Here is a 24,806-nt window from a genome sequence, read left to right on the forward strand (position 1 = left end):
TTTTAGGGAGATAAATGATTAACAAAGCTGGTATTCCGGCGTACTCATTACGTCTATAGTGACGGTTTTAATATAGGCGTCACGGTTAGATGCATCTGCGTATTTGTCCAGCAATTGCCGGCTTGCTCCACCAGGTTGCAGCAAATGCGTACTGGCAATGGTGTTAGCAAGCGTGTCTCTCGAAACCCCTTCAAATCCTTTCAGATATGGGTCCCAATCAATATGTGCATTGATTTTTTTAGCATATTGACGTTTCAGAAAATCATTGATCTGCATCGTCATTTTATAGCTGCCACCTTCGCCCATTTCTGGTGTGAGCTCTTTGGGTTGCACATTCATGGCCTGAGAATAGAAAATCACTTGCGGCACACGGAGTCGGAACATCAGGCTGGAACTATCTATCCAGTTACGTCCGCCGGGCCAGCCGGCTACGTTTGGCGGATAAAACAACATCTGTCCGAGTATACGTTGAAATACCAACATGGTTCCTTCCTCATCGAAAGTCATTGGCACCGCTCTGCGAATACCCACCAACAATTCTACCGGCGATTTAATCCTGTTACCAACGATTTGTGAATCGTAGAACCAATCCGCCATAAAGATCTCCTGCATGAGGGCTTTGATATCATATCCAGAACGATAGAATTTATCTGCCAGGTAATCTATTTTCTCTTCATTCGGGTCGTCTTCTACGAAATAGCGATAAACCTTTGTTGTAATGAATTTCGCGCATTGACGCTGTTCCAGTAATATTTTCAGGACATCGTCGCCATCATACTTTCCTGTTTTTCCTAATACAGTTTTATAGTCGTCGTCGTGGAGTTTATCACGAAATTTGAAAGTGCCTGTTTCATCGAATCCCCAGCCGGTAAAGGCTCTCGCAGCTTCTTTCACATCTCTTTCTGTATAATTACCACGTCCGAGGGTAAAAAGTTCCATTACTTCGCGGGCGAAGTTTTCGTTGGGATGTTGTTTTCTGTTTTGCTGATTATTCAGGAATTGCAGCATGGCAGGACTTTTAGACACCCCGCTGAGAAGGTCTCCAAAATTGCCTAATGCATTATCCCGGATTACTCCCAGTAACTGCTGGTTATACAGCACATCCTGGGTACGACAGGCGAAATGTCCATGCCAGAAGAGGCTCATTTTCTCCCGCAGGGGATGTTCACTGTTGATCATGGCTTTCATCCATGAAACGTTCAGGTCTTTAATGCCCTGTGTATTCATCTGTTGCACCTGTTTGCGTTCATCAGGCGTCATTCCTTTCATCTTCTGAAAATCAGGCAGGTCCGCCTCACTCACCACATTCACTTCCGGCGCTTTATAATTCCCTTTCCCAATAAGTATGTGATTGACAATTACTTTCCGACGTTTATCGGACCATTCGTTTATTTCAGGCAAAGTAGCCCCGAAACCGGCTCTCCAGGCCAGATGCAACATTTGCTGTTGTGGGGAAATAGCGGGCATATTGATACGATTTTCAATATGACCGCAAATAAGGAACCGGGTTTAACGGAATTTCCAAATTGGGAAAGAATCTCCTTTTTTGAACTCGGATTTATCTGCGGGTAATTCCATGAATGCATCGGCAAGAATCAAGCTGGCCAAGTCTCCGGAGCCTTGATAGGGTTGTGGCGTGGCTACCAACTTACCATGTGGCTGCGACTCTATTTTAACAGGAATATAATATTCCAGGTTGGGGTCAAAATGCACCTTTTCAGATAAGACGGCATATTGAGGTTTAACTGGTTGTAAGTGCATGGCTGCATGTAGCCAGGGCTGTACATAACGGTAAAAACACATGAATCCTGAAACAGGATTACCTGGGAGTGCAAACACAACAGGCCCATCCGTGAAAGTGCCAAATAGAAAAGGTTTTCCGGGACGTTGCTGCACTTTGTGGAAAAGTTGCTCCATGCCCAGTTGCTGGAGGACTTCTGGCAGGTAATCATATTTACCTGCTGATACGGCGCCGGAACTGATCCAGACATCCGTATCGGCGATGAGTGGCCGTAACTGATGTAACATACTCTCCGCATGATCTTCCAGATGTAGCACCATAGCCTCTATTCCCATTTGTTCCAATGATGCACGCAGACTATAAACATTAGACATACGTATCTGATGGGGCGCAGGTTGAGCTGTAGCAGGCACCAGTTCATTGCCGGTAGCGATAACTACCACCCTGGGCTTTTTACTAACTAATACAGACGTTTTCCCAACAGTAGCTAGCACACCTGCTTCTGCAGGGCCTAACAGCACACCGGTATTGAGCAGTATGGCATCTTGTTTTACATCGCTGCCTAATTTGTGGATATGTTGTCCTTTTTTAACTTGATTCTTGATGGTAAAGCGTTTAAAGCCTTCATGCTCTGCTGCTTGCAGATGTTCATATTGAATAACCGTGTCTGTCAATTCCGGCAAAACTGCGCCAGTCATCACTTCCATGCAATTGGCGGTATTCGACAACTGTAACTGCGGCCTGCCGGCAGCTTGAATATCTTCCACTACAAAAACGCGCTGCCCACGGGCATAGCTATCAAAACGGATAGCGATACCATCCATCATTACCCTGTCAAATGGCGGAAATGGCCTGTCTGCCAGTACAGGTTCCCGCAGAATACGGCCATTAGCCTGTTCAAACGGAACGATTTCTGTACCGGTATCACGTACCGTTCCCATTACCAGGGCATATGCATCAGCAACAGTCAGCATCATTTTATTATTTTTGTATGGAGCAGTCCACTAAATTTATGCTTTTATGGCCAATCAATCAAGCACCGATTTTACCCACCTGAATACTGCCGGTCAACCGGCCATGGTAGATGTTAGTGGTAAAGACAATACTTTTCGTATAGCCGTTGCCGAGAGTCGCATCTATCTCCCGGAAATTATCCGTCATCAATTTCAGGGGAACGACATTCAAACCCGCAAGGGTGGCGTTTTTCAAACCGCCATCATTGCAGGTATTATGGCGGCAAAGAAAACGCCGGAACTGATTCCGCTTTGTCATACCTTATTATTAGACGGATGTGATGTAGCCATTGTAATGGAATCTGAGGAAGCGGTTATTCGTTGTACCGTTAAGACAACAGGAAAGACTGGTGTGGAGATGGAAGCCCTCACTGGCGCATCTGTAGCGGCACTCACCATTTACGACATGTGTAAGGCATTCTCTCAGGAAATGGTTATCCGGGAAACAAAACTCATCAGCAAATCGGGAGGAAAACATGACTATAGCCGCTAAAGCGCCACTGAAAGGACTTATACTATGTGGGGGATATAGTACCCGCATGCAGGAAGATAAAAGCATTATTGCGTACCATGGTATGCCGCAATGGCAATACATGATACAGTTGTTATCCTCCCAACTGGAGGAAGTGTATATTTCCTGCCGGCCAGATCAGCTTGCCGGATTCAGTAGTTATCCACATTTGATATCGGACAGCGTGGCTACGGGAGGCCCATCGGCAGGGATACTCAGTGCGCATGCCTTTCAGCCAGATACCGCATGGCTGGTAGTAGCCTGCGACCTGCCTTTATTTAGTGCCAATAGTCTGCAACTGCTGATTGCCGAACGGGATAGCGGCAAAGCAGCAACAAGTTTCAAGAGTCCTGTTAATCTGTTACCGGAGCCGCTGGTGGCCATTTGGGAACCAGCCGGACTGGCTGCCTTACAGCAAAATGTGCAAACGAAGGCGCAACAATGTCCACGTAAAACATTGCTATCCAGCGATATAAAAATTGTGGAAAACCCCTGGGCCACGGAGCAATTTAATGCCAATACCCAGGAGGAGAAGGCGGAGGCGATGAACCAGCCTAAATAATGGTTCCGTCTTCGAAGAATTCTTTTTTCCAGATAGGCACTCTTGCTTTGAGGGTGTCTATGGCGTATTCGCAGGCATCAAAGGCAATTCCCCGATGAACGGATGATACAGCCACGACTACCGCGATATCTCCAGGATATTTATCTCCAACGGCATGTAGCATGGCTATTTTCTTAATATCCCATTGTCTGGCTACATCATCAGCAATTTTCTGCATTTCGGATAAAGCCATTTCGCGGTAACTTTCATAGAAGAGTTTTGTTACCCCTCTGCCTTTAGTATCGTTGCGTACTTTACCAGTAAATACTACTTCTCCGCCGCAGGCAGGAGAATGAATGAAATCCAGCGCTTCCTGAATAGTGATGTCAGATTCTATTTTGAGTAATACGTCCATGTTTTCTTGTTTCAGCCACCACTTACCGGCGGGATAACCGCAATTTCATCATTGGCAGCAACTAGTTGGTTATCAGCTGCATACTCTCTATTCACTGCAATCATCAGGGAATTTAACTGTTGTAAGCCAGGATAGGTGGCCAGCAACCAGGTTTTCAAATCCCCTACGGTGGTAATACCATCCGGCAATGTTATCATCGACCGGCCTGCAATGTCTTTCGCCACACCAAACAGCAATAAGCCCATAAGTTAAAATTGTTGGCTAAAACTACAATATAGCAGCGATAAAGTAGTAATTTTAGTTTGCGGTAAAATCATTTTTTATGAAAGTAAGGCTCAGAGGAAATAGTATCCGGTTTCGCTTAGATAAAATCGATATGGAACTACTGGAAACAGTGGCTAAGGTGGAATCCATCACGCATATCGGCGCGGGTACCCTGCACTTTGTGATCCGTGGGAAAGATATTCCTGCTCCACTAGCAAAACTGGAGCATGATGGCGTACATATCCTGATACCGATTCCGCAATTGCAATTGTGGATAAGTTCCGGAGAAACCGGATTCAGTTTGTCCATTGCCAACGAAGATGGTTCCAATCTCCAGATATTGGTAGAAAGGGATTTTAAATGTCTGACAGACCGTGATGAAGACGATAGTGAATCTTTCGATAACCCAATGGCTAGTAAAAACTGCTAAGTAGGCATGTTACAGGACCCGCATGGCCGTATAATCAACTATGTCAGGCTGTCTGTTACAGACCGCTGTAATCTCCGCTGCACCTATTGCATGCCGGAGCAGATGAAATTTGAACAGCAGGGCAACTTATTAACAGATGATGAAATCATTCGTCTGCTGAAGATGCTCGCTTATGATGGCGTTTCCAAAGTTCGTATTACCGGCGGAGAACCATTCATGCGGCCCAACTTGTTGTCTCTCCTGGAAAAAATAAAAAACATTGATGGCATCACCGATATTGCCATTACCACCAACGGCGTACTGACCAAATCCTTTATCCCAGCGCTATGCGATTTGGGAATACAACAGGTCAATTTAAGTCTGGATACCTTACAGGCAAACCGCTTTGAGCGGATTACCCGTCGGAATAAGTTTGCTGCCGTGATGGACTGTTTCCACACTATGCTGCAACACGACATGCAAGTAAAGATAAATACGGTAGTAATGGATCAGGTGAATACAGATGAGATTACTGCTTTTGCTGCATTAACAGAGTTAAAAAAAGTATCTGTTCGTTTCATTGAAGAGATGCCGTTCAACGGCCAGCAGAAAGAGTTCTCAGGAATTAACTGGCATTATCAACGTATCCTGGATACCATCCGTGAACAGTATGAACTGGTGAAGATACCAGATCTTCCACATGCTACTTCTCTGAATTATCAGATTCCAGGTTTCAGTGGCACAGTAGGCGTTATTCCTGCTTACAGCCGCACTTTCTGCGGCACCTGCAATCGTCTTCGTATATCCGCCACCGGTAGTATAAAAACCTGTCTTTACGGGAATAATATGCTGAATGTGCGGGATCTGTTACGACAACCTTTATTCCGCGACATGCATATCCGTAGCGGCATACAGGCAGCCATTACGGAACGGTTCAAAGATGGTTTTGAAGCAGAGAAAAATTTCCTGGAAGATGTTAAAGAAAGTATGTCTATTATAGGAGGATAAGCAGTTATCTGATCAGCATTCTTACTCCTGCATACAAAATCAGCACTGCCGTGGCGCCTGCTACCCATTTTGGTTTAAGCACCTTTGCACTTAAACGTGCGCCTATTTGTCCGCCTACAATTACAGATAACAGTAACGGGAGTACGAAATCTACATTGAAAACGATTTCACGTTTGGCTACCTGTCCTAAAATACCGGCCACAGAATTCACCAATATAAAGAAGCTACTCAATCCTGCAATATTCTTGGAGGTATCCCATTTCCCCAGTTTCAATACTGGCGCCAGATAGATACCACCGCCAATACCTGTCATACCGGAGAGCAGTCCGATAGCGCCGCCAATAATACCATATACTGTTCCTCCGCTTTCGCGCACTGTTTCTGTCTCCTCATTTCTTTCAAAAAACATGCGGTAACACATAAAGATGGCGGCCAGTGTTAAGGCAATGCCTAAGAGCAGGAAAAATGTTTCCTGTTTCATAGGAAGATAACTGCCAATAAAGGCCATTGGCACGCTCACCAATGACAGCCAGAGGGCTTTTTTCATGGGTAGGTGTCCTGACTTCCAGAAATGATACACGCCGCCAATGACCACCGCGATATTACAGAGCAATGCGGTCGATTTCATCAACTGGAAGTTCACGCCCCACAGCGCCAGGATGGCCAGGTAGCTGGAGCCACCGCCAAATCCGGCTGCGGAATATAACAGCGCTACCAGGAAAAATAAAAAGCAGAGTGTAAGTGTCACAAAACGAAGAATTAATAAGTTGCCATTGCAGGATCGATCATACAAGCCCAGGCATGTATACCGCCTTCTACGTTATAAAGGTTTTTATAGCCCATTTCAGACAATCGCTGTGCAACAGCGCGACTACGCATACCATGGTGACAAAGTACCGCGATTGGCCCTGAAATCGTCATTTTAGGGAATTCCTGAAGCACCTTGCCCATTGGCATGTGCAGTGACTGTGACAAATGGCAGATCTCCCACTCATCATCTTCTCGTACATCTAGCACTAACACCTTTTTACCGTTATTCAGCCAGTTTTCCAGCTCTTTAACCTGTAGTGACTGTACGCCAGTAAGGTCGCATACATCCTGTGCGTAATCTGCCTGCAAGACGGTAATCTGCCGATTAGCCTCCACTGGAGGAATATGGAAAATATGATGCACATTTTCCAGGATATCCACTGTCATTAACTGATTGCGGAGAGGAGTTCCAATACCGGTGATGATTTTCACCACTTCATTGGCTTGGTAGGAGCCAATAATGCCTGGCAGTACCCCCAATACGCCGATTTCACTACAATTCAGCATTTCGCCGGCAGCGGGCGCTTCCGGGAAAATACAACGGTAAGTAGCTCCCTGCTGATAATTAAATACGCTTACCTGTCCTTCATACTTGTAGATAGCCCCATAAACCAAAGGCTTTCCGGTGATTACAGAGGCATCGTTGATCAGATAGCGGGTGCCGAAGTTGTCTGTACAGTCAACGATTACATCATAGCCGGAAATAATCTCAAGGGCATTTTCCGTAGTGAGCCATGTTTCATGTAGCTCAATGGTTATGTCGGGATTCAGTTGATGTAGTCGTTGCTTTGCGAGCTGCCCTTTGGGCTTTCCCTGGTCCGCGGTGGTATAGAGTACCTGTCGTTGCAGATTGGTAATGGAAACGGTATCGTTTTCCACAATGCCGATGCGGCCTACTCCCATAGCGGTGAGGTATTGCAGTACTGGTACGCCCAGTCCGCCGGCGCCTATTACCAATACGGCTGCTTGCAGCAGCAGTTGTTGTTTCTCTGGTCCAAAACCTTCCAGTCTGGTCTGCCTGTCGTATCGCATGGTATCAATCGTATCTGATGAAGAAATGGTAACCTGGTAAAGGATAAAGGTAGTAAAACGTTATACTTTTTTATACATGGTTACGATATCGGAGAAATGGCCGGGTTTGAGTTCGATGGCATCCGGGAGCCGGCCACATTCCTGGAAACCGAAGTTGCGGTAGAGTTGTATCGCTTTTTCGTTGGCGGCGGCTACCTGGAGGTATACGAGCCACAGGTCATCATGTTCTTCGATCCAGCGGAGCATGGCGGTCATCAATCTCCGGCCGATTCCCATTCGTTGGTATTCTTTGGCCACGCCTATGCCCATTTCACATACATGGGTCCGCTTGTCATGGCCGGTGTTATCCACATTCACGGCGCCGATGATACGACCATTCACTTCCGCTACCAGCAAGAGCTGGCGGGATTTATCCAGGTGGGATTTAATAAAAGCTTCTTCTGATTCGGCGTCCAGGTCCAATGCTTCTGCATGGTTGAGGAGCAGGAAATCAGTTTCGGCGGTCATGCGTTGATAATTGGCCAACATACCGGCGGCATCTTTCAATCGTGCCTCGCGGATGATCAGCTCTTCGCCATTGGGTAGAAAGTGTCGCATGATACGAAAATAAAAAAGCGACCGTTTCCGGTCGCTGATTGTTTTAAACCTTACTAAAAATTTATTAAGATGCTTTCGCGTTCGTTTTCACAAAGTCCAGTACTGCTGCTTTCTGATCTTCTGACAGTCTGGCTTTTTTAGCCATCCTATCTATGATGCTTGGCCATTTATCCACACTGCGTGTTTCTGGCCATTTGTAAGCGTGGCATCTGTTGCAATTCTCGCGGTACACTTCTTTACCAGGTGAATCCGGATATTTTGCAAAGGCCGCTTCCGTTTTAGCTGCGGTGTCTGTAGGTACTGTACTTTTGCTACATCCCCACAATAACACAGCGATCACTGCAAACTGGAGTAGAGTTTTCATAAAATTAGTTTGAGTATATCAGATAGATTGACCGTACTCAAGGTAACTATTTTTTATGATAGAACGACTATTGAATTTTTCCAGCGCCAAAGTATGCCTGTAACACAGCTGGTATATGGATACCGTCTGCTGTCTGGTTATTTTCCAGGATGCAGGCCATGATACGCGGAAGCGCCAGGGAGCTACCGTTGAGGGTATGCAGGAATTGCGGCTTGCCATTAGCTTCTTTGAAACGAATTTTCATACGGTTGCTCTGGTAGCTCTCGAAGTTACTTACAGAGCTAACTTCCAGCCATTTCTGCTGGGCAGCGCTGTACACTTCGAAATCGTAGGTCAGTGCAGAAGTGAAGCTCATATCGCCACCGCATAAACGCAGAATACGATATGGCAGCTGTAAAGACTGGAGGAGGCTTTCCACATGGGCCACCATTTCATCCAGCGCTTCATAAGATTTCTCCGGATGAGCCAGCTGTACCAATTCCACTTTATCAAACTGGTGTACTCTGTTCAGACCGCGAACGTCTTTACCATAAGAACCGGCTTCTCTGCGGAAACATGGCGTGTAGGCTGTCATGCGGATAGGCAGATCGGTATCTTTCAGGATTTCATCGCGGTAGATGTTAGTAACAGGTACTTCAGCGGTAGGAATCAGGAAGAAGTTATCTTCAGTAGCATGGTACATCTGACCTTCTTTATCCGGCAGCTGACCGGTACCGAAAGCAGAGGTTTCGTTTACCAGGTATGGCGGCGCATATTCCATGTAGCCGGCGTTGATGTTATAATCCAGGAAATACTGGATCATAGCGCGTTGCAGGCGAGCGCCTTTGTTTTTGTATACCGGAAAACCGCTACCTGTGATTTTATTACCCAGTTCAAAATCGATCAGATCGTATTTTTTCGCCAGATCCCAGTGTGGTACTGCGCCTTCATGGAGGGCAGGAATATCGCCATGCTGCTTTACTTCCACGTTGTCTTCCGGCGTTTTACCAGCAGGAACCAGCTGAGAAGGCAGGTTTGGCAGTTTTACCAGGGTATCCAGGAGTTCTTTTTCAGTGGCATTCAGGGCTTCATTAACGGGCGCCAGGTGCTCTTTCAGCTCATTCACTTTCGCGCGCATGGCTTCGCCGTCTTCTTTTTTCCCCTGGGCCATCAGTTTACCGATTTCTTTGGATAAGCTGTTTACCTGGGCTTGTGTATCATCATATTCCAGTGTCAGTTTCTTACGCTTGTCGTCCAGTGCAAGTACTTCATCCACCAGATGTGTTTCTTTGAAGTTTTTAAGGGCCAGTCTTTCTAAAACCAGCTCTTTATTTTGACGTATAAACGGTACTTGTAACATTATTGTAATTTAAAAATTTGAGCAAAGATAAAGGCTATATAAGATATTTTCCTACGATTGGTACCCTGCGACCCACGCCAAAGGCCTTGGAAGATACTCTAATGATAGGACAAAACTGATTTCGTTTGTATTCATTGGCGTTGACCATCTTTAAGGTCCGCGAAACCAAAGCCGAGTCGAAGCCCTGTGCAACAATCTCACGGGGGCCCTGCCTCCGTTCAATGTATTGATACAGTAGTTTGTCGAGCACAGCATAATCCGGTAAACTATCGCTGTCCTTTTGTCCAGGACGCAGTTCTGCGGATGGCGCCTTGTCTATGATGTTCTGAGGAATGATTTCTTTGTCGCGGTTAATGTATCTCGCCAATGCATATACCTGCATTTTGTACACATCACCGAGGACAGACAATCCTCCGGCCATATCTCCATACAGTGTACCATACCCTGTGGATAACTCGCTCTTATTGGAAGTATTCAGCAGGATATACCCAAATTTATTGGACAATCCCATCAGCAGGTTACCTCTGATGCGGGATTGCGTATTTTCCTCTGCCACATTGAAGGGCAGTCCCTGGAAATAAGGCTCCAGGGTTTTCAGGAATGTTTCATAAATATCATTGATACGGATTATATCGTATGGGTTTTGCAGATTTTGGGACAGCAGGACCGCATCATCCACAGAATGTTCTGTGGAATAAGGAGACGGCATTAATACTGCTCTCACATTTTCTGCGCCGAGGGCATCGCAGGCAATAGCCAGGGTTACTGCGCTGTCTATTCCTCCGGAAGAACCCAGGATGGCTTTTTTGAATCCCATCTTCCCGAAATAATCACGGATACCTAATACCAGTGCATCATATATCCTGTCAATGTTATGATCAAATACAAGGGATGTCAGGGGCGTAAATTCCGGTTTTTCGGCTATAGCGCTACCATTGCTGAGCAGCGGTTCCAGCTCCATACCGTCCATAGCCTCTTCGAAATAAGGCAGTTCTTTTACGATATTTCCCTGTGCATCGAAGATTAAAGATCCTCCATCAAAAACGATTTCCGTCTGGGAACCTACCGTATTACAATAGTACATCGGCAGCCGGTATTTGAGTACGTTGGCACGAATCACTTCTTTTCGGTCCTGATCATGGTCGTAATCAAATGGGGAAGCAGACAGGTTAATCATCACGTCTGGCTGCTGTTCCATGAGTTTGTCCATCGGACAAATGCGATAGAGCAGGTTTTCGCCGAGATTCCAGATATCTTCACAGATGGTAACGGCCAGTTTGCGACCTTTGAATGGAATAACATTCCATCCAAAGGCAGGTTCAAAGTAGCGATATTCATCGAAGACATCATAGGTAGGGAGCAGTGTTTTGTGTACGATATGTTTCACTTCTCCTTCGTACAGGAACCAGGCAGCGTTGAAGAGATCTTTCCCTTCAGGCTGTGGATTTCTGGCCGGACCGCCTACCAGCACGGCTATATCGGTAGCATGTTGCTTTATCTCATCTATGGCTGTATAGCATCTGGCGATGAAATCTTCAAACTCCAGGAAATCCCGTGGAGGATATCCGCACACGCAGAGTTCCGAGAATACTACCAGATCAGCGCCCTGGGCTTTGGCAGCCTGGATACCCGCTATGATCTTGGCGGTATTCTGTTCGAAATTGCCGATATGATAATTCTGCTGTGCCAGTATAATCTTCATAATTTCAAAGTTATGTTGCTTAGAAATAAACTCCGAGTCGGAGTGCAAAGCTATTGATATTCACTCTGCCATCATTCCATTTTGCATTGCGGGTAGCATCGATAAAGCCGTTTTGATATATAAGCCCTACGGTACCGGTCAGGGATTCGCTCAAAGTATAGTCCATCCCGGCTCCTACTAACAGCCCAATGTTAATTCTGTTTACATCTGATAAAATATTGATGTTGTCCGCACTCTGGGAAAGATTGGTTACATTCACTTTCGCGCTCACCGGGAAAGCGAAATAAGTACCGAATTGTCCCCAGAAGGCCATGCCATCTGCATTTTCGTTTGTTCTCAGTTTCAGGGCCACTGGTACCTGAATATGTGTCATTTTGAAATTGTATTCTGTCGGCAATTGTTTATAATCGCTTAAACCCAAACCGGCATCATATTTCAGTTTACTACCACCCAGTACCACATTAAATCCTGAGGCAATCGAATAGTTACCTGATGGGTTCAGGCTAAAATCAGCCATCAGACCAAATCCAAGGCCCATTTTGGAGCCGGTACGATTCACGCCCGAGGTTTGAGGGTTCATGGTTGAGATCATAGGGTCCAGGTTAAAACCTAAACGAACTTTCTTTGTAAAGTTTCCATAGTTGCTTTGTGCCATTGCGCCTTTCATTCCACCTAACGCCAGCATTAAAATTAAAATCCGCTTCATATTAAGGATATTGTCTTTTTTTAAATACAAGGTATATAATAAATTTACCCTTTATTCAGTTTTTAAGAGCGATGCAAAGTTACACTAATAAAAGTTTCCGGTACAGCTGGCTATTACTGGCCTTTTTAGCTGTTGCCGCCTGTAAATCCGGGCCCAAGCCGCCGGATGTGAGTAATATAGCCCTCCACGTTAGCGCGGAGCGGTTCGACTCCGCTTTATTTACGATAGACACCAATCAAATCCAGCCTGGTCTGGAGCGGCTGCATGCGGCTTATCCAATGTTTCTGCCCGTATACATGACCGATATTATGAACCTCGGCGCCTATTCGGACAGCAGTGCCGCTATTCAGCAACAATTGCACCTGTTTCTTACTACGAAGGACTTTCGTCAGCTGGAAAGCGCCGTACAGCAAAAGTTCGGCAACTTATCCACCGTTAAGAAAGACCTGGAGCAGGCGTTTAAATATACTAAATACTATATCCCCTATTTCCGTGCGCCCAAAGTGGTGACCTTCATCAGTGGCGTAGCCAATTATGGCGCCGTAACAGTAGATTCTGTGCTGGGTATTGGCCTCGACATGTACATGGGAGAAGAATTTCCTCCTTACCATATGATCGAAGACCTTCCCAATTACATGATTCGCAGGTTTAGCCCGGAATATATCGCCACCAATGCGATGCAGGCACTGCACAATCAGATGTATCCTACTCCCCGTGATGGCGGTAACCTGGTCAGCCAGATGGTGGATGCCGGTCGCCAGCAGTATTTCCTGGATAAGGTGCTGCCTTTTACGGCAGACAGTATCAAGATAGGATATACCGGTGATCAGCTGCGCTGGTGCTATGACAATGAGCAGATGATCTGGCAGTTCTTTATTCAAAACAACCTGTTATACAATACCGACTGGCAGGAAATCAGCCATTTTATGGGCGACGGCCCGGCTACACAAGGGATGCCGGAAGGCTCTCCTGGGAAGATCGGTAATTTTGTTGGCTGGCAGATTGTAAAGAAATATATGGATAAACATCCGGAGCTGACGTTGCAGCAGTTGATGGAGAAGAAAGATGTAATGGAGATTTTTAACGAATCGAAGTACAGACCGAGATAATCATACCGCCTGCGGCGGAGATAATTTTTTTAGCCTTCGGCAGATGCGAGCGCCGGAGGCTTTTTTATGTCTTTAAACAAAAGGCTTTCAACCGCGGGAAGCGATTGAAAGCCTTTCGATATACTGATTGAGTTAGTTCAGTTTAAAAGGCACAATCATTTGAAACTCCGGTATTTTCACTTCGAAAAGCTTCTTATCCAGTTGATTTTCCATCTGGTAAGTTCCATACATCTTTCCTATTTCAGTACGGAGATTCGATCCCGAGACGTACTGATATGTTTCACCCGGAGCCAGTAATGGCTGCACACCTACTACACCTTCGCCTTCCACTTCACGGTGGTTGCCGTTGGAATCAATAATGTACCAATGACGACGAAGCAGCTTAATAGGGAAAGTGTTGTTGTTTTCGATAGTAATGCGGTAGGCAAACATAAATTCGCTGCCAATCGGATTGGAATAATCCGGCTGGTAAAATGTTTCCACGCTGATAGTGATGCCCTCTGTTACCTTCTTTACCATAATAACAACCTTTAACGTAAAAATAAGGAAAAATACACGCCGAATCCTTGCTTTAACGATTTTTTAGTGAATTTCGAAGCGATCGAGCAGATGTTGGTCTGCTTCTGCCGCTCTGGCGGCCACTTCGAAAGAGTTATCCACATAACCGTGACGCAAGTATTCACGTATATAGAGATACAAGAATCGGAAAATTCCATACTCCCTGTACTGCAGTACGTGACAAGCCTCATGTCTGACCCATTCTATATCGGAAAGAAACTGCTGCCTGGAAGCGCCGTAGAGGTGAATTGTATGTCCAATCACCATCGCCAGTGAGCGCGCTTTCATGCGTTTGGCTGCAATTCCTGCCAACCACGACCTTTCTTTAATCCTGCATATTATTTTTTCCACTTGTATACATACTCCCTAACGTAAATCTAACGCGAAATATTGAATCTCCCCCTGTTGGCCGGGAGAGCAGAAAATTGGCTTTTTTGACGAAAAAGTCCTGATTTCAGACTATTTCCCCTGAGCAGTGTAGGTACCATCAACAGTTACCTCTACCTGTTCGGCAATATGCTTCATTACAATGGTGGGAATTTTGATCTTATGGTCAGCCAGTTTAACCACAAATTTTGCATGGGCTTTCAGCACGCCTCCCTGCACGATAATCGTACCTTTTTCCTGGTAGGTTTTATCGACGCCATGCATATTAAGTGTACCCGATACCGTTACATTATAGGTGCCATCTTTGGTGAGGTCAACGTTATCGTTAATGGTTCCTTTAAACTCACTAAAGGGATATTTGCCACTCTCCATGTACGAGGAATTAAAATGTTGCTGCATCAGGTCTTGCTCAAACTCAAAAGAATTAATGGGCACTTTGAAATAAATAGCCCTGGTTTTAGTGTTAATGGCAGACACGGCCTTATCGGTACGGGCCGAAATATCTTCCAACGGAGCCGAGGAGAAAAATGAGATCGTAGCTCCCTTAGCGGTAACAACATCCTGGGAAAAGCTTCTCACGCTCATCAAGAGGCCCAGAACAAACAGGATCATGTATTTCATAACAACCGATATTTAATTTTTTCAACCAGATCCATGCAGCAGACAGGATCAGACATTCATTCCCGAAGCGCAGCGCTGGCCATGATTATTACGAGAGACAGGTGTCTCCCTACAGCCTTTGCCCCTTAGCTATACAAAGGTAGCGGCGTTTCTGCGGATAAACGCATGATTTTTAATGGTAGATAATCTTCCTTAAAAAAAATGCAACACATATCTTTTACCGCTTATTTTTGTAACAAATAGCATTCACTGTGAATATCGAACAACTCTACCAAATATACAAGCAGTACCCATCTATCCAGACAGACACCCGTAAACTCAAACAGGGAGATATTTTCTTTGCACTGAAAGGCACTAACTTCAACGGCAATGAATTCGCTGAAAAGGCCCTGGAACAAGGTGCTGTCTTCGCCGTAGTGGATGAGGAAAAGTATTTTACCCAACCAGACAAAATGTTACTGGCAGGCGATGCGCTGGTAGTGTTACAAAACCTGGCCCTGCATCATCGTAAACAACTGGGTATCCCATTTATCGCCATCACAGGCACTAACGGTAAAACCACTACGAAAGAACTGGTAAACGCCGCACTGTCGTCCAACTATAAAACCTACGCCACCGTAGGTAATCTCAATAATCATATTGGCGTTCCGCTGACGATTCTTTCTATAAAAGAAGATGTGGAAATCGCTGTCATTGAAATGGGCGCGAACCATCAGCGCGAAATTGCCGCTTATTGCGAGGTGGCCTTACCTACGCATGGTATCATCACCAATATCGGTAAAGCCCACCTGGAAGGCTTCGGCGGAGAAGAAGGCGTTAAAAAAGCGAAAGGTGAACTGTACGATTATCTTCGCGCACACAATGGCACCGTGTTCGTTTGCAACGATTACGAGTACCTCGTGGAAATGAGCAAAGGTATCCCGCATATTGTGACCTATGGCCAGAAAGAAGCTGATTTCACCGGTCATCCGGTGGCAGACAAAGCCTTTCTGGAAGTAGCCGTAACCGGCGACAGCCAAGTAGGTAGTATACCCACCCACCTGGTAGGCGCTTACAACTTCCCGAATGTAATGGCTGCCGTTACTGTAGCCAGTTATTTCAAAGTGCCGTCAGAAAAAATTGCACCTGCCATTGCAGCATATGTTCCATCCAATAACCGCTCCCAGATTATAGAACAGGGTAGCAATACGATTATCATGGATGCATACAACGCGAACCCTTCCAGCATGAAAGCTGCGTTGGATAACTTCGCAGGCTTGCAGGCTCCTAAAAAAGTACTGCTGCTGGGCGCAATGATGGAACTGGGCCCCGATTCCGTAAAAGAACACCAGACCCTGGTAGATAACCTGCTCAAACACCATTGGGAAGCAGTTGTATTGGTAGGCGGGGATTTTGCTAAGGTCAATCATCCCTATATTTTCCTTTCTGATGCACTGGAAGCGAAAAAATGGTTGGAAGCCCAACAATTCACAAATACTTTCTTATTAATCAAGGGCTCCAGAAGCACTGGCATGGAGCGAGTTATATAATTTCTCTCAGAAGATTTTGGTAAATGGTCACATATAAGAAATGTTAATGATTTCATAATTTATTTATATTTAATCCTTAACATACGGTTTCGACCTTTACCAAAATCTGAATTTAATGAGTCCCAAAATCATCCGATTAATTTGGGGGCTGCTATGCTGCATGCTCCTGATCCCAACGTTTATTTATGCCCAGGAAACTACTGCCGACATTTCCGGAATTATCAACAGTGGTAATGATCCCGTTCCTGGTGCCAGTATCATAGCGATACATCAACCCACTGGCTCCAGGTATGTTACTGTTTCCCGTAAAGATGGCCGTTTCAACTTACCTAACCTACGTGTAGGCGGCCCTTATGTTGTTACTGTAACCTATGTAGGCTTTAAGGAAGAAAAGAAAGAGAACATTTTTCTTTCCTTGGGACAAGATTACAAACTTGATCTGACACTGAAGGCCAGCACCAGTTCTTTAAACGAAGTGGTGGTGAAGTCTACAGGGGCGCAGAACAAAGTGTTCAACAAGAGTCGCACTGGTAGCCAGGAAGTGATTACCCGTGCGCAAATGGACCGACTGCCTACAATCAGTCGCTCTATGCAGGATTTTACCCGCCTGACACCTTCTGCGAATGGCCTGAACATTGGAGGAAGAAGTAACCAGTTAAACAACATGACTGTAGACGGTGCTAACTTCAACAATGCGTTCGGGTTACAGGCTACACTTGGCTCTCAGACAGCTTCTCAGCCTATCAGTCTGGAAGCGCTGGAACAAATCCAGGTAAACGTTTCTCCATATGATGTACGTCAGGGAGGATTTTCCGGAGCCGGTATTAACAGTATCACTAAGAGTGGTACCAATACTTTCAAAGGAACGGTATATACTTTTTTACAAACGCCAGGATTGCAAGGGCTGAAAGTAGGGACTGCTACTGTTCCTAAGCCAGACTTCAATTATAACCTGCGTGGATTCAATGTAGGCGGCGCAATAGTAAAGAATAAAGTATTCTTCTTCCTGAGTGCAGAACAGGAACGTATCAGCGCTCCTGCCACCAGTCTGGTAGCCAACAAGCCTAACCAGGTAGCTGGCGGTAACGTATCACAGGCCGTAGCAGATACGCTGGATGCCCTGAAGAAATTCCTGATCGACAAATACAATTACAATCCGGGAGATTATCAAGGTTATCCTTATCGTACACAAAGTGATAAGATTACTGCAAAGATTGATTGGAATATCAATGAAAAGAACACCCTTACTTTCAAGTATAACTATCTGAAATCATTCAGAGATATTTCTGCAAGTAATAGTGGCGCTCCAAACGGCAACCGTCAGCCAAGCAATACTGGCTTACCTTTCAGCGGTAGTGGCTATACGATCAATAACAACTTCAACATCTTCATTGCAGAGTTGAATACCCGCATCAGTAATAACATGTCCAACAAATTACAGATTGGATACTCTGCTATGCGCGACTTCAGATCTTCCTTATCCGGCAGCAACTTCCCGCTGGTGGATATCCTGAATGGGCAAGGTGCGAGCTATACTGCTTTTGGTTATGAGCCATTTACTTACAACAACAAATTGAGTACGGATGTATATCAGATCTCTGACATCTTCAATTTGTATAAAGGCGCACATGAGATTACCATTGGAACACAGAACTATTACAAAGCATTTGTAAATGGTTTTGCGCCTAACTATGTGGGTAACTATCGTTTCAATACATTGACAGACTTCTACGCCAGTGCGAATTCCGGCGCATTAACCACTGCCCGTTATGCATTGTCTTATGCCAGTACGCCAGATGGATCATTTCCATTTGCAAAAGTGAATTCACTGGAGCTCGGCCTGTTTGTACAGGATAAATGGAGTGTAAGTAAATACTTCACTTTAACATACGGTCTGCGTATAGATGTTCCTATCATTGGCAACACCTTTACCAGAAACGATTCCCTGATGGCGCTGACTTTCCGCGATGGCGTGAAACTGGATGTAGGACAGAAACCTAAAACGACGCCGTTATTGTCGCCACGCATTGGATTTAACTGGGATGTTACCCATGATAACCAGACGCAGATCCGCGGTGGTATTGGGTTATTTGCAGGTCCGCCGCCAGCAGTGTGGCTGAGCAATCAGGCAGGTAACAATGGCGTACAGTTTGGCTCTTTCGTAGCAACTGCTACAAATACCACTACTATTCCTTATCCGTTTAGTCCAGATCCTAATATTTACCGTCCTGGACCCGGACAGTTAGCAACAGCCTATAACATTGCGGCAACAGACCGGAATTTTAAATATCCGCAAGTACTGAAAACCACGCTGGCTGTGGATAGAAGACTACCAGGTGGTATTGATGGAACATTGGAATTCAACTATTCCAAAGATATCAACGCTGTATATTTCCAGAACGTGAATCTGCCTGCTACCGGTATGATGCTGGATGGAACGCCTGACCACAGAATCCGTTACAATTCTTCACAGATCTATGGCCCTGGTAAAAATTCGCTTAGCAATCCTAACATCAGCGACGCTATCCTGATGCGTAACACCAATAAAGGGTACAGCTATTTTGTAACATTACAGTTGCAGAAGAATGTGCAGAATTTCACGGTGAGTGCAGCGTATACTTATAGTAAGTCGCGCAGTGTGAATGACGGAGGAACTATTGCGCAGAGTAACTGGCGCGACCGTCCGGTGAGTGGAGATCCTAATGCGAATGATCTGGGATATTCTAACTTCTACCTGCCTCATCGTGTGATTGCAACAGCTACCTATCGTTTTACGTGGGCCAAGCATTTTGCAACGTCTTTTGGTTTAGTATTCGAAGCGGCGCCTAACGGAACTACTTCTTATACTTATAACGGCGATCTCAACAACGACGGTTCAGGCGGAAACAATGACCTGATCTATATTCCAAGACAAGCGAGCGACATCAAACTGGTACAGGTAGGTTATGGCGACAAAACGTATAATCCTAGTACCAATGCTGATAAGCGCAGTGAATCAGTGATTTGGAATCAGTTGGATAATTTCATCAAGCAGGATAATTACCTGAGTAATCATCGTGGCGAGTATGCAGAGCGTAATGGCGTGGTATTGCCTTGGTTCAAGCGTGCAGATCTGAATATTACACAGGATATCTTTATGTTCACTGGTAAGAATAATGTGAAGCATACTATTCGCTTAACATTTGACATTATCAACCTGGGTAATTTACTGAACAGAAGATGGGGTACTTACAAACTGCCGAATCAGCCATCTTTCCTGAAGTACGAAGGTCAGTTCCGCGATCCTGTAAGTGGCCAGGCTACTGCAACGCCGGCGTTCTCCTTCCCTTACCTGGATGCGAAAAATGAAATTCCGTTGACTAATTCCTGGAGAGATAATACAGGAACTATTAGTCGCTGGCAAGGACAGATAGGTATCCGATATATCTTTAACTAACGGTTATCCATAAACGAAAAATCCATCTCTGCTAAGTAGAGATGGATTTTTCGTTTATAGCAAGTAATAAATGGTAGTAAAAATTATATGAGTACTTGTACAATTTGATGGAAATGGTGACCGTTTATATAGCATAGCTATATTCTAAATTTTTCTCCTGTCTTTCCCTTATACCATACTTCAGGCATATATAAAAAAAAAGACCTGCAAGCTAAAAAACCCGCAGGTGTTCATAACCTATGCCAACTTTAGAGTAATCGTTAAGAGCGTTACGGCTGAGCCGCTAAGCCCTAATATTTTTAGTTATGATTGTCTTTTTTGTGTTGATATATTATTAACGTAGTAGAAAATAATTTTGTTCAGTTTTTTCTAAATATTTTTTTTTGGTTTTAACAGTGCAGCTTTTTTAAGCGTGCTACATAATTACTTACGAACACTTAATTCGTTTGGATTGCTAAAATGGAAAAAAAATAAAAAAAAATCTTATTATTTAATTTTAAAATATCTAATTAAATCAAGATAGGAATTTTAGCGAATCTCTTGACAAATCTCGATGAGCACGCCATTTGTGTTTTTCGGGTGTACAAAGCAAATCAGCTTATTATCGGCTCCTTTTTTAGGTGTTTCTGAGAGTAAAATGAAGCCTTCAGATTTGAGTCGTTCCATTTCTGCATAGATATCTGCCACTTCGAATGCGATATGATGCATTCCTTCTCCTTTTTTATCCAGGTATTTGGCGATAGCGCTCTCAGGCGCCGTTGCTTCCAGCAATTCGATTTTACTTTCTCCTTGTTGGAAGAAGGCGGTCAGTACATTTTCGCTGGCGACTTCTTCCTTTTTGTAACAAGGTGTGTTCAATAATTTTTCAAACAGAGGGATGCTTACATCCAGTGATTTAACGGCGATTCCGATATGTTCAACCTTGAGCATGTATATTGTTTTTACAGCATCTAATGTCGTATTTTTGTTTGATGCTGCAACTACCTGTTTATCTGGACAATAACGCCACTACCGCTGTCGATCCGCGGGTGTTGGAAGTCATGCTCCCTTATTTTACTACTCAGTATGGCAATGCAGCCAGCAGAAGTCATTCTTTTGGATGGGTGGCAGAAGAGGCCGTTGATTATGCGAGAGAGCAGGTCGCGGGATTGATTGGCGCAGTGAAGCAGGAAATTGTGTTTACATCCGGCGCAACGGAGGCCATTAACCTGGCGATAAAAGGCGTATATGAAACTTATGTTGCCAGCGGTAATCATATTATCACCTGTGTAACGGAGCATAAAGCAGTAATAGATACGGTCAAGCATCTGGAGAAAAAGGGCGCACAGGTAACATGGTTGCCGGTGGATGCCGATGGACTTATTTCTCCCGCAGCGTTGGAAGCCGCTATCACGCCGAAAACGATTCTCATTGCCATTATGTATGCCAATAACGAAACCGGCGTTATCCAACCGGTGAAGGAAATTGGAAATATAGCTAAAAAACATAATGTAATTTTCTTTTGTGACGCTACGCAGGCAGTAGGGAAAATACCTGTGAATGTTTTGGGAGACAACATTGACTTGCTGACGCTGAGTGCACATAAGATGTACGGACCTAAAGGAGTGGGCGCCCTCTATGTGAGGCGTCGGGACCCGAGGGTACGGCTGGCTGCCCAGATAGATGGTGGCGGTCATGAGCGGGGAATGCGCTCCGGCACCTTGAATGTACCAGCCATAGCCGGGTTGGGGAAGGCCTGTGAATTATGTGCCCGGGAAATGCCGGAAGAAGCTATTCGGTTACGTCGGCTCCGTGATAAGTTGGAACAAGGCTTATTACAGCTGGAGGCGAGTAAGCTAAACGGCTCCGTGTCTCACCGTTTACCACAAACAACCAACATCTCTCTAAATTATCTGGAGGGTCAGACCCTGATCATGCAGTTTGCTAAACAAATTGCGCTGAGCTCAGGATCGGCCTGTACTTCTGCTTCTATGGAACCAAGCTATGTATTAAAGGCCATGGGCCTGGATGATACCCTCGGCCGGAATGCCCTCCGAATGGGCGTGGGCAGGTTTACTACCGAGGAGGAAATCGACTTCGTCATTACTACTATCACCAATGCCGTGATAGAAATGAGGAAAATAAGTCCCCAATGGGAGGCATTTAAATCAGGAGTTACACAATAATAAATCCCTGATAAGCATTATCTAATAAATATATATTTGCACCTACACTAATTACTATTCATGCTAGCCATCTTTAAGAAAGAGATAAACCAGTTTTTTAGCAGTATTACGGGCTATGTGGCCATTATACTGTTTCTGCTGGCAAACGGGCTTTTCCTGTTTGTATTTCCGGATACCAGTCTGCTGGATACCGGATACGCCAATCTGGACCCGCTCTTCGACCTCGCTCCACTATTATATCTGTTATTGATCCCTGCTATTACCATGCGTAGTTTCGCCGATGAATTTAAAACCGGCACCATGGAATTACTCAGTACCAAACCATTGGGTGGCTGGGATGTGGTGATGGGGAAATTCTTCAGTTCTCTGCTGATAGTTGTTATTTCCCTGCTGCCGACGGTGATTTATTATTTTGCTATCCGTCAGTTGAGCGTAAATCCGCAATTGTTGGATAATGGCGGTATCATCGGGTCTTATGTGGGATTGTTACTGTTGGGCGCTACCTTCACGGCTATCGGGGTATGGTCTTCCAGTCTGACGGCTAATGCCATGGTGGCATTTCTCATTGCGCTGTTTACTTGCTTTATATTCTATAATGGGTTTGATGCCCTGAGTAAAATTCCGTCTTTCAGTGGTGGGGCAGATTATTACCTGCAGATGGCTGGTATTAAATTTCACTATCTCTCTGTCAGCAGGGGTGTGATTGATAGCCGGGATGTTATCTATTTCCTCAGTGTTTCCGGGCTGATGCTCTATCTCACGAAATTATCTCTCCAACGCAAACTTTGGCAAAACGGTTAAGGACTCATGGCAACGACTACACGAAAAAAATATATTCAACGGGCGATCGGCGTGGTGCTACTGTTGACAGGCGTCAATATTGCGGCGGCTTATCTGCACGGACGTTGGGATTTAACGGCTGAAAAAAGATATACCCTTTCTTCCGGTACAGTGAATTTGCTGAAAAAACTGGACAGTCAGGTTGAAATTGAAGTATACCTGAAAGGCGATTATCCCGCTACTTTCAAGCAATTGGCACAGTCGACACAGGAGCTCCTGGAAGAATTCCGGGAATATGGCAAACAGAATGTACGCTATACTTTTGTGAACCCTGTGGAAGGGTTGAGCGATTCTGCCCGTATGAAATTCCTCGGCGAGCTCACTGCTCAGGGAATCATGCCTTTCAATATGAAGGTACAAGGCGAGGCTAACGACAGTTACCAGGAAAAACTGATTTTCCCCGGGGCCATGATCCATTATAAAGGGAAAAAGATGGGCGTCAACCTGCTGAAAAACCAGGGAGGAACAGATCCCATGCAAACCATGAATAGCTCCGAATCGCTGTTGGAGTATCAGTTTGCCAGTGCTATCAGCAAATTGCAGGAAGATCATAAACCCTTGATCGGGTATATGCTCGGACATGGGGAATCCCTTGGGGCAGAAGTTTACGATGCTCTCACTACGCTCCAGAGCAATTATAACCTGGACACGCTTACTTTGCAAGGCACTGCATATATTCCGAAAGATTTCAATGTAATATTATTCGCCAAGCCGGCAGAAGCGTTTAGTGATGCCGACAAACTGAAGATTGACCAGTATGTCATGAATGGCGGGAAGGTATTATGGTTTATAGACGAGACTAATGCCGGATTTGACAGTCTTCAGCAGAAGCAGTCGTTCCTGGCATTTGATCGCGGGTTAAATCTGGAAGACCTGTTATTCCGTTATGGTGTGCGTATTAACCAGGATCTGATCCAGGATTTGCAGTCGGATGCCGTACCGATGGTAGTGGGCAATGTGGGTAAGCGTCCGCAGATAATACAGTTACCGTTTCCTTTATTTCCGTTGCTGACGCCAACTGGCGCGCATCCGATCGTGAAGAATCTGGACTTGGTGCTCAGTCACTTTGTAAGTTCGATGGATACGGTCAGAACGGAAGGTATACGTAAAACCATACTCCTGACAAGTTCCCGTACCACGCGTACGATGCGGGTGCCAGCGGAAATCAGTTGGGAGATGTTGAAAACGCAGCCGAATCCGAGAGATTTCCGTCAGCAGCATCTGGCTACAGCCGTATTGCTGGAGGGTAAGTTTACATCTTTATTCCGTAATCGGCTGGAACCCACAGCAGCAAGTGCGTTGGAGCAGGCCAGCAGAACGCCATTCAAGGCCGAAGCTGATACCGCTAATGCCATGATAGTAGTAAGTGATGGCGATCTTATTGCCAATGCCGTATCTCGCAAAGAGGGGCCGCTGCAGATGGGGATCAACGAATATAATCCTGGCTATGCCTTTGCCAATAAGGAGTTCATGCTTAACTGTATGGAATTCCTGACGGGTAAACATGGGATTATGGAAAGTAGGAATAAAGAAATTACGTTACGTTTGCTGGATGCCGATAAGGTGAAGAAAGAAAAAACGAAATGGCAAGCCATCTGCTTTATTGTACCAGTGGGAGTGATATTGCTTTTTGCGATGGTATTTCTGTTTATAAGACAGCGTAAGTTCGCCGAATAGAACCATTTAACTTAATTATACTTAGTTATATT

Annotated in this window: 25 protein-coding genes; 10 read left to right on the forward strand and 15 right to left on the reverse strand. The window is 45.1% G+C overall.

From position 1 onward, the window contains the following. Positions 1-18 precede the first annotated feature (18 nt). Positions 19-1,467 carry a DUF1800 domain-containing protein gene (locus CLV59_RS26275; RefSeq protein WP_245950957.1) on the reverse strand — a complete coding sequence of 483 codons (1,449 nt, stop codon included), beginning with the start codon at positions 1,465-1,467 and terminating at the stop codon, positions 19-21. A 42-nt stretch (positions 1,468-1,509) separates the two neighbouring features. Next, positions 1,510-2,718: a molybdopterin molybdotransferase MoeA gene (locus CLV59_RS26280; protein ID WP_111595081.1), complete on the reverse strand. Its 1,209-nt coding sequence runs from the start codon at positions 2,716-2,718 to the stop codon at positions 1,510-1,512. Positions 2,719-2,761: 43 nt separating this feature from the next. On the opposite strand from CLV59_RS26280, the gene moaC reads away from it, so the two are divergent. Continuing rightward, positions 2,762-3,247 (forward strand): cyclic pyranopterin monophosphate synthase MoaC, encoded by a 486-nt coding sequence (gene moaC / locus CLV59_RS26285; protein WP_111595082.1) that lies wholly within the window; start codon positions 2,762-2,764, stop codon positions 3,245-3,247. Then, the gene (mobA, locus tag CLV59_RS26290; RefSeq protein WP_111595083.1) at positions 3,231-3,827 is read left to right on the forward strand and encodes a molybdenum cofactor guanylyltransferase; all 597 of its coding nucleotides are present in this window, start codon (positions 3,231-3,233) and stop codon (positions 3,825-3,827) included. Before moaC ends, mobA begins: the two co-directional genes overlap by 17 nt. Here mobA and CLV59_RS26295 read toward each other — a convergent pair. After that, the gene (locus CLV59_RS26295; RefSeq protein WP_111595084.1) at positions 3,820-4,221 is read right to left on the reverse strand and encodes a molybdenum cofactor biosynthesis protein MoaE; all 402 of its coding nucleotides are present in this window, start codon (positions 4,219-4,221) and stop codon (positions 3,820-3,822) included. The genes mobA and CLV59_RS26295 overlap by 8 nt on opposite strands. Before the next feature lie 11 nt (positions 4,222-4,232). Then, positions 4,233-4,466 carry a molybdopterin converting factor subunit 1 gene (gene moaD / locus CLV59_RS26300; RefSeq protein WP_111595085.1) on the reverse strand — a complete coding sequence of 78 codons (234 nt, stop codon included), beginning with the start codon at positions 4,464-4,466 and terminating at the stop codon, positions 4,233-4,235. A 77-nt stretch (positions 4,467-4,543) separates the two neighbouring features. On the opposite strand from moaD, the gene CLV59_RS26305 reads away from it, so the two are divergent. Together CLV59_RS26305 and moaA are read left to right on the forward strand one after the other, a co-directional pair. Next, complete coding sequence (locus tag CLV59_RS26305) at positions 4,544-4,915, forward strand: DUF7009 family protein (protein ID WP_111595086.1); 372 nt, start codon at positions 4,544-4,546, stop codon at positions 4,913-4,915. A 6-nt stretch (positions 4,916-4,921) separates the two neighbouring features. After that, positions 4,922-5,902, forward strand: coding sequence for a GTP 3',8-cyclase MoaA (moaA, locus tag CLV59_RS26310; protein WP_111595087.1), 981 nt, complete (start codon positions 4,922-4,924; stop codon positions 5,900-5,902). 4 nt (positions 5,903-5,906) lie between these two features. Here moaA and CLV59_RS26315 read toward each other — a convergent pair whose 3' ends face one another. The 7 genes from CLV59_RS26315 to CLV59_RS26345 form a co-directional block, all read right to left on the reverse strand. After that, positions 5,907-6,650 carry a sulfite exporter TauE/SafE family protein gene (locus CLV59_RS26315; protein ID WP_111595088.1) on the reverse strand — a complete coding sequence of 248 codons (744 nt, stop codon included), beginning with the start codon at positions 6,648-6,650 and terminating at the stop codon, positions 5,907-5,909. Positions 6,651-6,661: 11 nt separating this feature from the next. Beyond that, on the reverse strand, positions 6,662-7,744 hold the full coding sequence (locus CLV59_RS26320; RefSeq protein WP_111595089.1) for a HesA/MoeB/ThiF family protein: 1,083 nt from the start codon (positions 7,742-7,744) through the stop codon (positions 6,662-6,664). 60 nt (positions 7,745-7,804) lie between these two features. Next, a complete protein-coding gene (locus CLV59_RS26325) occupies positions 7,805-8,341 on the reverse strand; it encodes a GNAT family N-acetyltransferase (protein ID WP_111595090.1) in 537 nt (178 codons plus the stop codon). 64 nt (positions 8,342-8,405) lie between these two features. After that, positions 8,406-8,705 (reverse strand): c-type cytochrome, encoded by a 300-nt coding sequence (locus tag CLV59_RS26330; RefSeq protein ID WP_111595091.1) that lies wholly within the window; start codon positions 8,703-8,705, stop codon positions 8,406-8,408. Between the two features lie 67 nt (positions 8,706-8,772). Next, positions 8,773-10,044 (reverse strand): serine--tRNA ligase, encoded by a 1,272-nt coding sequence (serS, locus tag CLV59_RS26335; protein WP_111595092.1) that lies wholly within the window; start codon positions 10,042-10,044, stop codon positions 8,773-8,775. Between the two features lie 34 nt (positions 10,045-10,078). Then, positions 10,079-11,746, reverse strand: coding sequence for an NAD+ synthase (locus CLV59_RS26340; RefSeq protein WP_111595093.1), 1,668 nt, complete (start codon positions 11,744-11,746; stop codon positions 10,079-10,081). 19 nt (positions 11,747-11,765) lie between these two features. Further along, positions 11,766-12,452 (reverse strand): porin family protein, encoded by a 687-nt coding sequence (locus tag CLV59_RS26345; RefSeq protein WP_146616328.1) that lies wholly within the window; start codon positions 12,450-12,452, stop codon positions 11,766-11,768. Between the two features lie 71 nt (positions 12,453-12,523). On the opposite strand from CLV59_RS26345, the gene gldB reads away from it, so the two are divergent. After that, positions 12,524-13,561 (forward strand): gliding motility lipoprotein GldB, encoded by a 1,038-nt coding sequence (gene gldB, locus CLV59_RS26350; protein WP_111595095.1) that lies wholly within the window; start codon positions 12,524-12,526, stop codon positions 13,559-13,561. A 132-nt stretch (positions 13,562-13,693) separates the two neighbouring features. Here gldB and apaG read toward each other — a convergent pair whose 3' ends face one another. From apaG to CLV59_RS26365, 3 genes are all read right to left on the reverse strand, one after another. Next, a complete protein-coding gene (gene apaG, locus CLV59_RS26355) occupies positions 13,694-14,080 on the reverse strand; it encodes a Co2+/Mg2+ efflux protein ApaG (protein WP_073078323.1) in 387 nt (128 codons plus the stop codon). A 63-nt stretch (positions 14,081-14,143) separates the two neighbouring features. Further along, positions 14,144-14,431 carry a DUF4157 domain-containing protein gene (locus CLV59_RS26360; RefSeq protein ID WP_245950958.1) on the reverse strand — a complete coding sequence of 96 codons (288 nt, stop codon included), beginning with the start codon at positions 14,429-14,431 and terminating at the stop codon, positions 14,144-14,146. A gap of 147 nt (positions 14,432-14,578) precedes the next feature. Then, positions 14,579-15,127, reverse strand: a complete 549-nt coding sequence (locus CLV59_RS26365) for a YceI family protein (protein ID WP_111595097.1) — start codon at positions 15,125-15,127, stop codon at positions 14,579-14,581. 251 nt (positions 15,128-15,378) lie between these two features. Between CLV59_RS26365 and CLV59_RS26370 the strand changes: the two genes are divergently transcribed. Continuing rightward, on the forward strand, positions 15,379-16,656 hold the full coding sequence (locus tag CLV59_RS26370; RefSeq protein ID WP_111595098.1) for a UDP-N-acetylmuramoyl-tripeptide--D-alanyl-D-alanine ligase: 1,278 nt from the start codon (positions 15,379-15,381) through the stop codon (positions 16,654-16,656). Between the two features lie 115 nt (positions 16,657-16,771). Then, the gene (locus CLV59_RS26375; protein ID WP_111595099.1) at positions 16,772-20,092 is read left to right on the forward strand and encodes a TonB-dependent receptor; all 3,321 of its coding nucleotides are present in this window, start codon (positions 16,772-16,774) and stop codon (positions 20,090-20,092) included. A 528-nt stretch (positions 20,093-20,620) separates the two neighbouring features. Here CLV59_RS26375 and mce read toward each other — a convergent pair. Continuing rightward, positions 20,621-21,022, reverse strand: a complete 402-nt coding sequence (gene mce / locus CLV59_RS26380) for a methylmalonyl-CoA epimerase (protein WP_111595100.1) — start codon at positions 21,020-21,022, stop codon at positions 20,621-20,623. Positions 21,023-21,045: 23 nt separating this feature from the next. Here mce and CLV59_RS26385 point away from each other — a divergent pair, with 23 nt between their 5' ends. The 3 genes from CLV59_RS26385 to gldG are packed head-to-tail and all read left to right on the forward strand — an operon-like array spanning position 21,046 to position 24,774. Further along, complete coding sequence (locus tag CLV59_RS26385) at positions 21,046-22,257, forward strand: IscS subfamily cysteine desulfurase (protein ID WP_317048651.1); 1,212 nt, start codon at positions 21,046-21,048, stop codon at positions 22,255-22,257. A gap of 60 nt (positions 22,258-22,317) precedes the next feature. After that, positions 22,318-23,058 (forward strand): gliding motility-associated ABC transporter permease subunit GldF, encoded by a 741-nt coding sequence (gene gldF, locus CLV59_RS26390; RefSeq protein WP_111595101.1) that lies wholly within the window; start codon positions 22,318-22,320, stop codon positions 23,056-23,058. Between the two features lie 6 nt (positions 23,059-23,064). Then, positions 23,065-24,774, forward strand: coding sequence for a gliding motility-associated ABC transporter substrate-binding protein GldG (gene gldG, locus CLV59_RS26395; protein ID WP_111595102.1), 1,710 nt, complete (start codon positions 23,065-23,067; stop codon positions 24,772-24,774). Positions 24,775-24,806 lie beyond the last annotated feature (32 nt).

The organism is Chitinophaga dinghuensis (genome assembly GCF_003259435.1).
Taxonomy (GTDB): domain Bacteria; phylum Bacteroidota; class Bacteroidia; order Chitinophagales; family Chitinophagaceae; genus Chitinophaga; species Chitinophaga dinghuensis.

Excerpts from the sequence above, each read along its gene's own strand:
- CLV59_RS26275 (WP_245950957.1), bottom strand. The coding sequence starts at position 1,467 with ATGCCCGCTATTTCCCCACAACAGCAAATGTTGCATCTGGCCTGGAGA.
- CLV59_RS26280 (WP_111595081.1), bottom strand. The coding sequence starts at position 2,718 with ATGATGCTGACTGTTGCTGATGCATATGCCCTGGTAATGGGAACGGTA.
- moaC (WP_111595082.1), top strand. The coding sequence starts at position 2,762 with ATGGCCAATCAATCAAGCACCGATTTTACCCACCTGAATACTGCCGGT.
- mobA (WP_111595083.1), top strand. The coding sequence starts at position 3,231 with ATGACTATAGCCGCTAAAGCGCCACTGAAAGGACTTATACTATGTGGG.
- CLV59_RS26295 (WP_111595084.1), bottom strand. The coding sequence starts at position 4,221 with ATGGACGTATTACTCAAAATAGAATCTGACATCACTATTCAGGAAGCG.
- moaD (WP_111595085.1), bottom strand. The coding sequence starts at position 4,466 with ATGGGCTTATTGCTGTTTGGTGTGGCGAAAGACATTGCAGGCCGGTCG.
- CLV59_RS26305 (WP_111595086.1), top strand. The coding sequence starts at position 4,544 with ATGAAAGTAAGGCTCAGAGGAAATAGTATCCGGTTTCGCTTAGATAAA.
- moaA (WP_111595087.1), top strand. The coding sequence starts at position 4,922 with ATGTTACAGGACCCGCATGGCCGTATAATCAACTATGTCAGGCTGTCT.
- CLV59_RS26320 (WP_111595089.1), bottom strand. The coding sequence starts at position 7,744 with ATGCGATACGACAGGCAGACCAGACTGGAAGGTTTTGGACCAGAGAAA.
- CLV59_RS26325 (WP_111595090.1), bottom strand. The coding sequence starts at position 8,341 with ATGCGACACTTTCTACCCAATGGCGAAGAGCTGATCATCCGCGAGGCA.
- CLV59_RS26330 (WP_111595091.1), bottom strand. The coding sequence starts at position 8,705 with ATGAAAACTCTACTCCAGTTTGCAGTGATCGCTGTGTTATTGTGGGGA.
- serS (WP_111595092.1), bottom strand. The coding sequence starts at position 10,044 with ATGTTACAAGTACCGTTTATACGTCAAAATAAAGAGCTGGTTTTAGAA.
- CLV59_RS26340 (WP_111595093.1), bottom strand. The coding sequence starts at position 11,746 with ATGAAGATTATACTGGCACAGCAGAATTATCATATCGGCAATTTCGAA.
- CLV59_RS26345 (WP_146616328.1), bottom strand. The coding sequence starts at position 12,452 with ATGAAGCGGATTTTAATTTTAATGCTGGCGTTAGGTGGAATGAAAGGC.
- gldB (WP_111595095.1), top strand. The coding sequence starts at position 12,524 with ATGCAAAGTTACACTAATAAAAGTTTCCGGTACAGCTGGCTATTACTG.
- apaG (WP_073078323.1), bottom strand. The coding sequence starts at position 14,080 with ATGGTAAAGAAGGTAACAGAGGGCATCACTATCAGCGTGGAAACATTT.
- CLV59_RS26365 (WP_111595097.1), bottom strand. The coding sequence starts at position 15,127 with ATGAAATACATGATCCTGTTTGTTCTGGGCCTCTTGATGAGCGTGAGA.
- CLV59_RS26375 (WP_111595099.1), top strand. The coding sequence starts at position 16,772 with ATGAGTCCCAAAATCATCCGATTAATTTGGGGGCTGCTATGCTGCATG.
- mce (WP_111595100.1), bottom strand. The coding sequence starts at position 21,022 with ATGCTCAAGGTTGAACATATCGGAATCGCCGTTAAATCACTGGATGTA.
- CLV59_RS26385 (WP_317048651.1), top strand. The coding sequence starts at position 21,046 with ATGTCGTATTTTTGTTTGATGCTGCAACTACCTGTTTATCTGGACAAT.
- gldF (WP_111595101.1), top strand. The coding sequence starts at position 22,318 with ATGCTAGCCATCTTTAAGAAAGAGATAAACCAGTTTTTTAGCAGTATT.
- gldG (WP_111595102.1), top strand. The coding sequence starts at position 23,065 with ATGGCAACGACTACACGAAAAAAATATATTCAACGGGCGATCGGCGTG.